At 59.2% G+C, this 11460-nt stretch carries 6 protein-coding genes, 2 tRNA genes and 3 rRNA genes; 9 read left to right on the forward strand and 2 right to left on the reverse strand.

Going from position 1 to position 11460, the window contains the following annotated elements:
• Positions 1-159 precede the first annotated feature (159 nt).
• Complete coding sequence (locus AC1DW0_RS25730) at positions 160-1398, reverse strand: CaiB/BaiF CoA transferase family protein (protein ID WP_457356208.1); 1239 nt, start codon at positions 1396-1398, stop codon at positions 160-162.
• A gap of 80 nt (positions 1399-1478) precedes the next feature.
• Here AC1DW0_RS25730 and AC1DW0_RS25735 point away from each other — a divergent pair, with 80 nt between their 5' ends.
• From AC1DW0_RS25735 to AC1DW0_RS25745, 3 genes are read left to right on the forward strand one after another with little or no spacing between them, the layout of a single operon-like run.
• Positions 1479-1955, forward strand: a complete 477-nt coding sequence (locus AC1DW0_RS25735; protein ID WP_056194302.1) for a hypothetical protein — start codon at positions 1479-1481, stop codon at positions 1953-1955.
• A gap of 11 nt (positions 1956-1966) precedes the next feature.
• Positions 1967-2365, forward strand: a complete 399-nt coding sequence (locus AC1DW0_RS25740) for a PTS sugar transporter subunit IIA (RefSeq protein WP_157281251.1) — start codon at positions 1967-1969, stop codon at positions 2363-2365.
• A complete protein-coding gene (locus tag AC1DW0_RS25745) occupies positions 2362-2631 on the forward strand; it encodes an HPr family phosphocarrier protein (protein ID WP_056194300.1) in 270 nt (89 codons plus the stop codon). The genes AC1DW0_RS25740 and AC1DW0_RS25745 overlap by 4 nt, the downstream gene beginning before the upstream one ends.
• Here AC1DW0_RS25745 and AC1DW0_RS25750 read toward each other — a convergent pair whose 3' ends face one another.
• Positions 2632-3435 carry a GNAT family N-acetyltransferase gene (locus AC1DW0_RS25750; protein ID WP_457324980.1) on the reverse strand — a complete coding sequence of 268 codons (804 nt, stop codon included), beginning with the start codon at positions 3433-3435 and terminating at the stop codon, positions 2632-2634.
• A 114-nt stretch (positions 3436-3549) separates the two neighbouring features.
• Between AC1DW0_RS25750 and ptsP the strand changes: the two genes are divergently transcribed.
• The 6 genes from ptsP to rrf all read left to right on the forward strand — a co-directional run bounded on the left by ptsP (position 3550) and on the right by rrf (position 11456).
• On the forward strand, positions 3550-5325 hold the full coding sequence (gene ptsP / locus AC1DW0_RS25755) for a phosphoenolpyruvate--protein phosphotransferase (protein WP_056194294.1): 1776 nt from the start codon (positions 3550-3552) through the stop codon (positions 5323-5325).
• Between the two features lie 728 nt (positions 5326-6053).
• Positions 6054-7577 (forward strand): 16S ribosomal RNA (locus AC1DW0_RS25760).
• A 195-nt stretch (positions 7578-7772) separates the two neighbouring features.
• Positions 7773-7849, forward strand: a tRNA-Ile gene (locus AC1DW0_RS25765).
• Positions 7850-7872: 23 nt separating this feature from the next.
• A tRNA-Ala gene (locus AC1DW0_RS25770) sits at positions 7873-7948 on the forward strand.
• 314 nt (positions 7949-8262) lie between these two features.
• Positions 8263-11141 (forward strand): 23S ribosomal RNA (locus AC1DW0_RS25775).
• A gap of 202 nt (positions 11142-11343) precedes the next feature.
• A 5S ribosomal RNA gene (rrf, locus tag AC1DW0_RS25780) occupies positions 11344-11456 on the forward strand.
• Together the 16S, 23S and 5S rRNA genes with 2 tRNA genes alongside form the textbook arrangement of a ribosomal RNA operon.
• Positions 11457-11460: the final 4 nt, after the last annotated feature.

Raw genomic sequence — 11460 nt, forward strand, 5'->3', positions numbered from 1 at the left:
AAGAAGGCGGTGTGGACATGACCCGGTGGCTGCGGACCCGAGGCGGATGGTTCTAGGTGGTTGGCCCGCCTCGGTGCGTGAGCGCATGCTGCGGACAGCGCGCCGCCATCTCCATCCCCCACCCAGGGGGAAACCCTGGGTTTGGGGGTGGGTTAGCCCTCACGCAATGACACCACTGTTGCGCCAGTTTGTGATTTCTTCCGCAGAACAGCCGGCTTCTTGCAGCAACTCGTCGCTGTGCTGGCCGAGCAGCGGCGGCGCGAACCGATAGGCCACGGGTGTGGCCGACAGCTTCATTGGGCTGGCAATGAGGCGCAGATCGGGCGTCAAGGGATGGGGCATGGCAACCACGGCACCGCGAGCTTGCGCTTGCGGGTCGGCGAGCGCCTCACCAATAGAGTTGATCGAGCCACAGGGCACCTTGGCAGCCTCCAGCGCCGCGAGCCAGTCGGCGCGAGGGCGCTGCCGCATGGCTTCCTCCAACTGAGGCACGAGGAGGGCGCGGTGGCGCACGCGCTCGGAGTTGGTCGCAAAGCGTGGGTCGGTGGCCCATCCCGGCTGGCCGGCGATGTCGCAGAACTTGGCGAATTGGCGGTCGTTGCCGACAGCCAGGATCAGATAGCCGTCGCTGGCCTCGAAGACCTGATAGGGCACGATGTTCTGGTGGGCGTTGCCCATGCGGCCCGGCGCCTTGCCGCTGCATAGGTAGTTGCTGCCGAGGTTGGCCAGCATGGCGAGCTGGGTGTCCAGCAGGGCCATGTCGATGACCTGGCCCTGGCCGGTGGCATCGCGGTGGCGCAGCGCGGCCAGGATGGCGACGGTGGCATACATGCCGGTGAACAGGTCGGCCACGGCCACGCCCACCTTCTGCGGCCCGCCGCCGGGCAGGTCGTCGCGCTCGCCGGTCACGCTCATCAGCCCGCCCATGCCCTGGACGGCGTAGTCATAACCGGCGCGCTCGGCATAGGGGCCGGTCTGGCCGAAGCCGGTGATGGAGCAGATGACGAGGCCGGGGTGCTCGGCGAGCAGGGTTTGCGCGTCCAGGCCATAGCGAGCCAGGTCGCCGACCTTGAAGTTCTCCACCAGCACATCGACCTGGGCCGCCAGCTTGCGGACGATGGCCTGACCTTCGGGCGTGGCCAGATCCACGGCCAGCGAGCGCTTGTTGCGGTTGGCGCCGAGGAAGTAGGCGGCCTCGGACGTGTCCTGGCCGTCGGCATCCTTCAGATAGGGCGGGCCCCAGGCACGTGTGTCGTCGCCACTGCCGGGGCGTTCGATCTTGATGACGTCGGCGCCGAGGTCGGCCAGGGTCTGCGTGCACCAGGGGCCGGCCAACACGCGTGACAGGTCCAGTACGCGCACGCCGGACAGCGCCTGAGGGGCTTGGGGAGAGGGCATTTCTTGCATTGCGGAATTGTCCTCGGGCCGCTGTCGATAATTCGCCCATGCCCTGCCGCACGACTGCCGGATTTGCCCTAATGCTGAGCTTGCTGGCGGCTTGCCAGCCGACGCTGAACTGGCGCGAGGTCAGGCCGACCGGATCGGGCGCTGTGGCCCTCTTCCCTTGCAAGCCCGACATCGAGCAGCGCCCCGCTCACGCCGGCCAGGGTGCGATGGGCCTGGCCCAGTGCGAAGCGGGCGGCGGGCGCTTCGCGCTGTCCTGGGCTGATGGGCCCGACCCGACCCAGGCCGGCCCAGCCCTCAAGGCCATGCCCCAGGCCTTGGCCACCAAGCTCGGCCAGCCGCTGCCGCCGGCCCAGCCGCTGCTGGTGCCGGGCATGACGCCGCTGCCGGAGGCTGCCGAGTACCGCCTGACCGGTGCGGGCGGGATCACTCGCGTGGCCGTGTTCGCTCACGGTGGCCGTGTCTACCAGGCGCTGATGACGCTGCCGCAGGACGACCCGGCCGCGTGGGAAAGCTTCCGTGCCGGGCTGGCCATGGAGACCGCCCGCTAACATCCTGCCCCATGCCCAACCTGCTTGTGATCGCCCACGCACCGCTGGCCTCCGCCCTGCGGCAGGTGGCCGAACACACCTTCCCCGACTGTGCGCCGACGCTGACCGTGCTGGATGTTGATGCTGGCATGAGCGCGGACGACGTCGAGACAGCTGCCCGCGCGCTGATGGCCCGGGCCGACCAGCCCGAGTGGTTGGTGCTGACCGATGTGTTCGGCGCCACGCCGAGCAACGGCGCCCAGCGCCTGGCGGGAGAGCAGGTGCAGGTGCTTAGCGGTGTCAGCGTGCCCATGCTGTGGCGCACCCTCTGCTATGCCAGCCAGAAGCCTTTGACCGAGCTGGCACGGCGCGCCATGCAGGGCGCGGTCACCGGCATCGTCGCCATGCCTCCCTTGCCCCCCGACGAATGATCAAGTCCACCCTCACCATCAGCAACAAGCTGGGTCTTCACGCGCGCGCCTCGGCCAAGTTAACCAAGTTGGCCGGCAGCTTCAAGTGCGAGGTCTATATGAGCCGCAACGGCCGGCGCGTGAACGCCAAGAGCATCATGGGCGTCATGATGCTGGCCGCTGGCATCGGCGCGACAGTCGAACTGGAGACTGATGGCGAGGACGAACAAGCCGCGCAGGATCAGATCACCGCCCTCGTCAACGACAAGTTCGGCGAAGGCCAGTGATCAGCCGAGGATGCGCTTGAAGCGCGCCGGCAGATCGGCCGTGCGCAGCAGCAGCGGCAGGTCGGCGGTGTTGAAGTCGGGGTCCCAGGCCGGCTCGCCCATCAACTTGGCGCCGCAGCGCAGATAGCCGCGGATCAAGGCCGGCGGTTCCACCACCAGGTCCTGGCGCAGGTGCTCGATGGGCAGCGGCAGGCGCGGGCGCACCCGGCAGTCGATGGGCGCGAGGTGGTTGGCGGCGATCTGCTTCCACAGACTGGCCGCGAAGTGGCCGCCATCGCGCATGCTGACGCTGGCGCAGCCGATGACGGTATCCAGACCGTTGCGGGCCATGAACTCGGCCAGCGCGCCCCACAACGCAATGATGGCGCCGCCGCTGCGGTGGTCGGCATGCACGCAGGAGCGGCCGATCTCGGCGACCCGGGAACGCAGGCCGCGCAGGCGCGTCAGGTCGAACTCGGTGTCGCTGTACAGGCCGCCGGCGCGTTTGGCGGCGGACGGCGTCAGCACGCGGTAGGTGCCGACGACAGGGCCGGGCTCGTCGTCCTCGCCCCCGGCGCGCACCAGGACATGCTCGCAATAGGCGTCGAAGAGGTCGACGTCCAGCCCGGCCGGTGAACCCTTGGGTGTGGGCAGGCGGGCGCCCATCTCGACGGCGAAGACCTGGTAGCGCAGCGCCTGGGCTTCGCGAACTTCCGTTTCGCTGCGTGCCCAGCTGACGCTGAGGCGGGGGGAAGAGGCGCGCGCCGGGCGGTGCAGGGCGGGGGCATGCGGCTGTGCATGCGTGACGATCAAACTGCGGTTCATGCCCGGCATGCTGGGGCGGCGGTTTGACGCAGCGGTGAAGGCCCTATGAAAAAACCATGACGCGGCAGCCCTGTGGCTCAAGCTACATTGGGGATTGATCTGCGGAGGGTGCTGATGAGTTTTCAGGTGTTCGGCATTGCGGTCTCACGTGGTGTGGCCATCGGTCGCGCGGTGCTGATCGCCTCCAGCCGCGTCGACGTCGCCCACTATTTCGTGACGCCCGACGAGGTCCAGCCCGAGATTGGGCGACTGCTGCGCGCACGCGACGCCGTCGTGCTGGAGCTGGAGACGTTGAGGGATGAACTGCCAGGCGACGCGCCCCACGAACTCGCGGCCTTGCTGGACGTGCACCTGATGCTGCTGCACGACGAGGCCCTGACCGGGAGCGCCAGCCAGTGGATCGTCGAGCGGCACTACAACGCGGAATGGGCGCTGTCTGCCCAGCTCGAGGTGCTGGCACGCCAGTTCGACGAGATGGAAGATGACTACCTGCGCGAGCGCAAGGCTGACCTGGAGCAGGTCGTCGAGCGTGTGTTGCGTGCGCTGTCCCAGGAGCGGGGTGACACGCCTGCGCCCGTCACGCCACGCGACTTTGCGGGCGAGGATCCGCTGCTGCTGGTGGCCGCCGACATTGCGCCGGCCGACATGATCCAGTTCAAGCGCAGCGTCTTCCGCGGCTTCATCACCGACATTGGTGGCAAGACCTCCCACACCGCCATCGTCGCGCGCAGCATGGATATCCCGGCGGTGGTGGGCACTCGCGAGGCCTCGCGCCTCATCAGGCAGGATGACTGGGTCATCATCGATGGCGACGCGGGCACGGTCATCGTCAATCCTTCGCCCATCGTCCTGGAGGAGTACCGCTTCCGCCAGCGCCAGAGTGAGCTGGAGCGCGCGCGGCTGGGGCGCCTGCGGCACACGCCGGCCGTCACGCTGGATGGCGAGCACATCGAATTGCACGCCAACATCGAGATGCCTGCCGACGCGGAGGCGGCAGTGGAATCGGGGGCCACGGGCGTCGGGCTGTTCCGCAGCGAGTTTCTGTTCATGAACCGTGAGGGCGAACTGCCCAGTGAGGAAGAACAGTTCGCTGCCTACAAGGCCGCCGTCGTGGCGATGAAGGGCATGCCGGTCACGATTCGCACCGTCGACGTGGGGGCGGACAAGCCGCTGGATCGGTTGACGGTCAACGAACTGCGCCACGAGCATGTGCTCAACCCGGCGATGGGCCTGCGTGCCATCCGTTGGAGCTTGGCCGAGCCGAGCATGTTCCGTCAGCAACTGCGCGCCATCTATAGAGCGAGCGCCTTCGGCAAGGTCAGACTATTGATCCCGATGGTGGCGCATCTGTCGGAAGTTCGGCAAATCGTCGAGACGGTGCGCAAGGTGCAGCAGCAGTTGACCGATGCCGGCCATGCCTACACGCGCGTCGAGCTGGGCGTCATGATCGAGATCCCGGCCGCAGCGGTCATGCTGCCGCTGCTGCTGCGGCATGTGGATTTCGTCTCCATAGGAACCAACGACCTGATCCAGTACACCTTGGCCATCGACCGTGCCGATGAAGCAGTTGCCCATCTCTACGATCCCTGGCATCCGGCAGTGCTGCAGCTGATCAGCCAGGCCATCGCCCAGGCGCGCGCGGCGGGCAAGGGCGTCAGCGTTTGCGGCGAGATGGCGGGCGACCCCGTCTTTACCGAACTGCTGTTGGCCATGGGCCTGCGCAGTTTCTCCATGCACCCGTCACAGATTCCTGCCGTCAAGCAGCGCATCCTGCGCGCTGACGCGCAGCGCCTTGCTACGGCCCTGCCGCACATCCTGGACAGCGACGATCCTCAGGCCACCGCCGAGAAGGAGCTGGTCGTTGCTCGCAGCGCAGTAGCCGTGCATTGACTGCGGCTGCTGCTTGCGCCAGGCCGCTCGGCGCCGAGGGCAACCGCCACGGATGGCTGCCTGGTTTCGAGTTAGGCGTACAGGTTGCTGATTACCTCAATCCCTGGAAATTGCCGCGCCAGATCAAATTGTCAGACGTCCTTGCGGACACAGAAAAACCTATGCTACAGTCGTGGGCTTCGCTGATCACAACGCAGCGCTTGTCGGGAACGGCGGATGGTTGTGAGGTGGTTGGTGGAGCTGGGCTGAAAGGTCTGGATGGCGAGCTGGAGAGTTCGTTGGGTGCTGAAGAGTTCTGAAAAGAAATTTTCGCAAAGTACTTGACGATGCTGCGAAAGCAGATCAAAATCTCGCCTCTTTGCTGCTGACGAACAAAACGCGAAAGCGAGTAGTTTGGAGGTGGTGAAGGAAAGCAAGTCGATGAGTATCGAGAAAGAAATTTTCGAAAATACTTGACGACGACGCAAAAAGCAGATTAGAATCTCGCTTCTTTGCTGCTGACGAATCAAACTGATTTGACAGCGACGCGGATGGAACGAAGCAGCGAATGCTGACGAGTTTCAAGCGCGATGTTCTTTAAGAATTCACAGCCGATAAGCGTGGGCGTTTGAAGTGAAGTGATGTTGTCAGGTGACTGATGACGGTCCTTCGGACTTTAAACGCTCACGGAAATTAGATTTGAACTATGCAAATGGTTTAAGTCGATTCCGTTGAGTAAATTCAAGATCGAACTGTAGAGTTTGATCCTGGCTCAGATTGAACGCTGGCGGCATGCCTTACACATGCAAGTCGAACGGTAACAGGTTAAGCTGACGAGTGGCGAACGGGTGAGTAATATATCGGAACGTGCCCAGTCGTGGGGGATAACTGCTCGAAAGAGCAGCTAATACCGCATACGACCTGAGGGTGAAAGCGGGGGATCGCAAGACCTCGCGCGATTGGAGCGGCCGATATCAGATTAGGTAGTTGGTGGGGTAAAAGCTCACCAAGCCAACGATCTGTAGCTGGTCTGAGAGGACGACCAGCCACACTGGGACTGAGACACGGCCCAGACTCCTACGGGAGGCAGCAGTGGGGAATTTTGGACAATGGACGCAAGTCTGATCCAGCCATGCCGCGTGCGGGAAGAAGGCCTTCGGGTTGTAAACCGCTTTTGTCAGGGAAGAAAAGGTTCTGGTTAATACCTGGGACTCATGACGGTACCTGAAGAATAAGCACCGGCTAACTACGTGCCAGCAGCCGCGGTAATACGTAGGGTGCAAGCGTTAATCGGAATTACTGGGCGTAAAGCGTGCGCAGGCGGTTATGCAAGACAGATGTGAAATCCCCGGGCTCAACCTGGGAACTGCATTTGTGACTGCATAGCTAGAGTACGGTAGAGGGGGATGGAATTCCGCGTGTAGCAGTGAAATGCGTAGATATGCGGAGGAACACCGATGGCGAAGGCAATCCCCTGGACCTGTACTGACGCTCATGCACGAAAGCGTGGGGAGCAAACAGGATTAGATACCCTGGTAGTCCACGCCCTAAACGATGTCAACTGGTTGTTGGGAGGGTTTCTTCTCAGTAACGAAGCTAACGCGTGAAGTTGACCGCCTGGGGAGTACGGCCGCAAGGTTGAAACTCAAAGGAATTGACGGGGACCCGCACAAGCGGTGGATGATGTGGTTTAATTCGATGCAACGCGAAAAACCTTACCTACCCTTGACATGTCTGGAATCCTGAAGAGATTTGGGAGTGCTCGAAAGAGAGCCAGAACACAGGTGCTGCATGGCCGTCGTCAGCTCGTGTCGTGAGATGTTGGGTTAAGTCCCGCAACGAGCGCAACCCTTGTCATTAGTTGCTACGAAAGGGCACTCTAATGAGACTGCCGGTGACAAACCGGAGGAAGGTGGGGATGACGTCAGGTCATCATGGCCCTTATGGGTAGGGCTACACACGTCATACAATGGCCGGGACAGAGGGCTGCCAACCCGCGAGGGGGAGCTAATCCCAGAAACCCGGTCGTAGTCCGGATCGTAGTCTGCAACTCGACTGCGTGAAGTCGGAATCGCTAGTAATCGCGGATCAGCTTGCCGCGGTGAATACGTTCCCGGGTCTTGTACACACCGCCCGTCACACCATGGGAGCGGGTTCTGCCAGAAGTAGTTAGCCTAACCGCAAGGAGGGCGATTACCACGGCAGGGTTCGTGACTGGGGTGAAGTCGTAACAAGGTAGCCGTATCGGAAGGTGCGGCTGGATCACCTCCTTTCTAGATAGATCGCGCCTCGTCATTACTTAGGTAGTGGCAGAGCAAGATCACACTAAAGAGCGAAAGCTCAAGCACTTTGCTTTAAGCGCCCACACTTATCGGCTGTCACACAACAGTGAGTGAAATTGCGTGAGCCTGTTGAGCTGGCCTCGACAGGCTGGCGACAACAACAGAGTTCATGCGCATGGTTCGCGTGGGTCTGTAGCTCAGTCGGTTAGAGCACCGTCTTGATAAGGCGGGGGTCGCTGGTTCGAATCCAGCCAGACCCACCACGGCAAGTCGCGAGATTTGAACCGGGGGATTAGCTCAGCTGGGAGAGCACCTGCTTTGCAAGCAGGGGGTCGTCGGTTCGATCCCGTCATCCTCCACCAGTTTCACTTACTCAGTTGGTAAACCTTAGCGAATAGCAATGTTCGCTGAGGTTTACCAGCTCTGGTCTGCAAAGATCGGCTGTTGTTCTTTAACAATTTGTAGAGTCGAATCAGCGCTGTTAGCGGAAAGTACCTTCTGGTACACCGTGCCGCTAACAGCGATTTTGATTGCGTCAAACATAGACTTCAACTAAGCAAGAAATTGATTAGGTATGAAGAACGGCGTAACGCGTGAATACTCAAATAACAATCCGATGAAACAAGATCGGATTGAGTCCTTGACGACAGTGCAGTCAGCGCTGTCAAAGTTATAGGGTCAAGTGACTAAGTGCATGTGGTGGATGCCTTGGCGATTACAGGCGACGAAGGACGTGATAGCCTGCGATAAGCTTCGGGGAGCTGGCAAATTAGCTTTGATCCGGAGATTTCCGAATGGGGAAACCCACTCCGCAAGGAGTAACTCTGACTGAATACATAGGTCATTGTGGCGAACCGGGTGAACTGAAACATCTCAGTAGCTCGAGGAAAAGACATCAACCGAGATTCCGAAAGTAGTGGCGAGCGAAATCGGAGTAGCCCTCGCGTTTTAGCAGTTTGTATATCAGAACGGAATGGAAAGTCCGGCCACAGCGGGTGATAGCCCCGTATGAGAAATGCAGATTGTGGAACTAGGCGCGAATAGAGTAGGGCGGGACACGTGAAATCCTGTCTGAATATGGGGGGACCATCCTCCAAGGCTAAATACTCGTAATCGACCGATAGTGAACAAGTACCGTGAGGGAAAGGCGAAAAGAACCCCGGGAGGGGAGTGAAATAGATCCTGAAACCGCATGCATACAAAAAGTAGGAGCCCGCAAGGGTGACTGCGTACCTTTTGTATAATGGGTCAGCGACTTACATTCAGTGGCGAGGTTAACCGAATAGGGAAGCCGTAGAGAAATCGAGTCCGAATAGGGCGAATAGTCGCTGGGTGTAGACCCGAAACCAAGTGATCTATCCATGGCCAGGATGAAGGTACCGTAACAGGTGCTGGAGGTCCGAACCGACTAGTGTTGCAAAACTAGCGGATGAGCTGTGGATAGGGGTGAAAGGCTAAACAAACTTGGAAATAGCTGGTTCTCTCCGAAAACTATTTAGGTAGTGCCTCAAGTATTACCATCGGGGGTAGAGCACTGTTTAGGCTAGGGGGTCATGGCGACTTACCAAACCTATGCAAACTCCGAATACCGATGAGTACAGCTTGGGAGACAGAGCACCGGGTGCTAACGTCCGGACTCAAGAGGGAAACAACCCAGACCGCCAGCTAAGGTCCCTAAAATTGGCTAAGTGGGAAACGAAGTGGGAAGGCTAAAACAGTCAGGATGTTGGCTTAGAAGCAGCCATCATTTAAAGAAAGCGTAATAGCTCACTGATCGAGTCGTCCTGCGCGGAAGATGTAACGGGGCTAAGCCAGTTACCGAAGCTGCGGATGTGCAATTTATTGCACGTGGTAGGAGAGCGTTCTGTAAGCCTGTGAAGGTGGGTTGTGAAGCCTGCTGGAGGTATCAGAAGTGCGAATGCTGACATGAGTAGCGTTAAAGGGGGTGAAAAGCCCCCTCGCCGAAAGCGCAAGGTTTCCTACGCAACGTTCATCGGCGTAGGGTGAGTCGGCCCCTAAGGCGAGGCAGAGATGCGTAGCTGATGGGAAACAGGTCAATATTCCTGTACCGATCAATAGTGCGATGTGGGGACGGAGAAGGTTAGCTCAGCCAACTGTTGGATATGTTGGTTCAAGCGTGTAGTCGTGCCCCTTAGGCAAATCCGGGGGGATTAGATGAGGCGTGATAACGAGTCTGCTTGCAGACGAAGTGAGTGATACCCTGCTTCCAAGAAAAGCCACTAAGCTTCAGCTATTGACGACCGTACCGCAAACCGACACTGGTGCGCGAGATGAGTATTCTAAGGCGCTTGAGAGAACTCTGGAGAAGGAACTCGGCAAATTGACACCGTAACTTCGGAAGAAGGTGTGCCTTTAGTAGGTGATCCATTTACTTGGTGAGCCCAATGAGGCCGCAGAGAATCGGTGGCTGCAACTGTTTATTAAAAACACAGCACTCTGCAAAGACGAAAGTCGACGTATAGGGTGTGACTCCTGCCCGGTGCTGGAAGATTAAATGATGGGGTGCAAGCTCTTGACTGAAGTCCCAGTAAACGGCGGCCGTAACTATAACGGTCCTAAGGTAGCGAAATTCCTTGTCGGGTAAGTTCCGACCTGCACGAATGGAGTAATGATGGCCACACTGTCTCCTCCAGAGACTCAGCGAAGTTGAAATGTTTGTGATGATGCAATCTCCCCGCGGAAAGACGGAAAGACCCCATGAACCTTTACTGTAGCTTTACATTGGACTTTGAACAGATCTGTGTAGGATAGGTGGGAGGCTTTGAAGTCAGGTCGCTAGATCTGATGGAGCCAACGTTGAAATACCACCCTGGTGTGTTTGAGGTTCTAACCTTGTCCCGTTATCCGGGATGGGGACAGTGTATGGTGGGCAGTTTGACTGGGGCGGTCTCCTCCCAAAGTGTAACGGAGGAGTTCGAAGGTACGCTAGATACGGTCGGAAATCGTGTCGATAGTGCATTGGCATAAGCGTGCTTGACTGCGAGACTGACAAGTCGAGCAGGTACGAAAGTAGGACAAAGTGATCCGGTGGTTCTGTATGGAAGGGCCATCGCTCAACGGATAAAAGGTACTCTGGGGATAACAGGCTGATACCGCCCAAGAGTTCATATCGACGGCGGTGTTTGGCACCTCGATGTCGGCTCATCTCATCCTGGGGCTGTAGCCGGTCCCAAGGGTATGGCTGTTCGCCATTTAAAGAGGTACGTGAGCTGGGTTTAAAACGTCGTGAGACAGTTTGGTCCCTATCTTCCGTGGGCGCTGCAAGATTGAGAGAGCCTGCTCCTAGTACGAGAGGACCGGAGTGGACGCACCTCTGGTGTATCGGTTGTCACGCCAGTGGCATTGCCGAGTAGCTAAGTGCGGAAGAGATAACCGCTGAAAGCATCTAAGCGGGAAACTCGTCTCAAGATGAGTCTTGCCGGGGCCTAGAGCCCCCTGAAGGGTCGTTCGAGACCAGGACGTTGATAGGCTGGGTGTGGAAGCGCAGTAATGCGTTAAGCTAACCAGTACTAATTGCCCGTGAGGCTTGACCCTATAACTTTGAGAGTCTGTGCGCAGCACGTCTCAAGGTGAGTGTTCAAGTTATGTCGTTCTTCGAAGCTACGAAGACGCAATCAAATTAAGCTGATTCCGCTGCCAAGCGATAAAACTTGCAGCGTGCAGATTGGATAAAACCAAGTTCTGCTGACTCTACGAATTGGGTTTATTGACCATGTCAATGAACCAACCAGTCAAGCCTGACGACCATAGCGACTTGGTCCCACTCCTTCCCATCCCGAACAGGACAGTGAAACGAGCCAGCGCCGATGATAGTGCGGATTCCCGTGTGAAAGTAGGTCATCGTCAGGCTATT

It is taken from the genome of Roseateles sp. P4_D2 (assembly GCF_056401875.1).

Bases quoted from the DNA above. Each gene is read 5' to 3' on its own strand.
- AC1DW0_RS25730 (WP_457356208.1), bottom strand. From the start codon at position 1,398: ATGCCCTCTCCCCAAGCCCCTCAGGCGCTGTCCGGCGTGCGCGTACTG.
- AC1DW0_RS25735 (WP_056194302.1), top strand. From the start codon at position 1,479: ATGCTGAGCTTGCTGGCGGCTTGCCAGCCGACGCTGAACTGGCGCGAG.
- AC1DW0_RS25740 (WP_157281251.1), top strand. From the start codon at position 1,967: ATGCCCAACCTGCTTGTGATCGCCCACGCACCGCTGGCCTCCGCCCTG.
- AC1DW0_RS25745 (WP_056194300.1), top strand. From the start codon at position 2,362: ATGATCAAGTCCACCCTCACCATCAGCAACAAGCTGGGTCTTCACGCG.
- AC1DW0_RS25750 (WP_457324980.1), bottom strand. From the start codon at position 3,435: ATGAACCGCAGTTTGATCGTCACGCATGCACAGCCGCATGCCCCCGCC.
- ptsP (WP_056194294.1), top strand. From the start codon at position 3,550: ATGAGTTTTCAGGTGTTCGGCATTGCGGTCTCACGTGGTGTGGCCATC.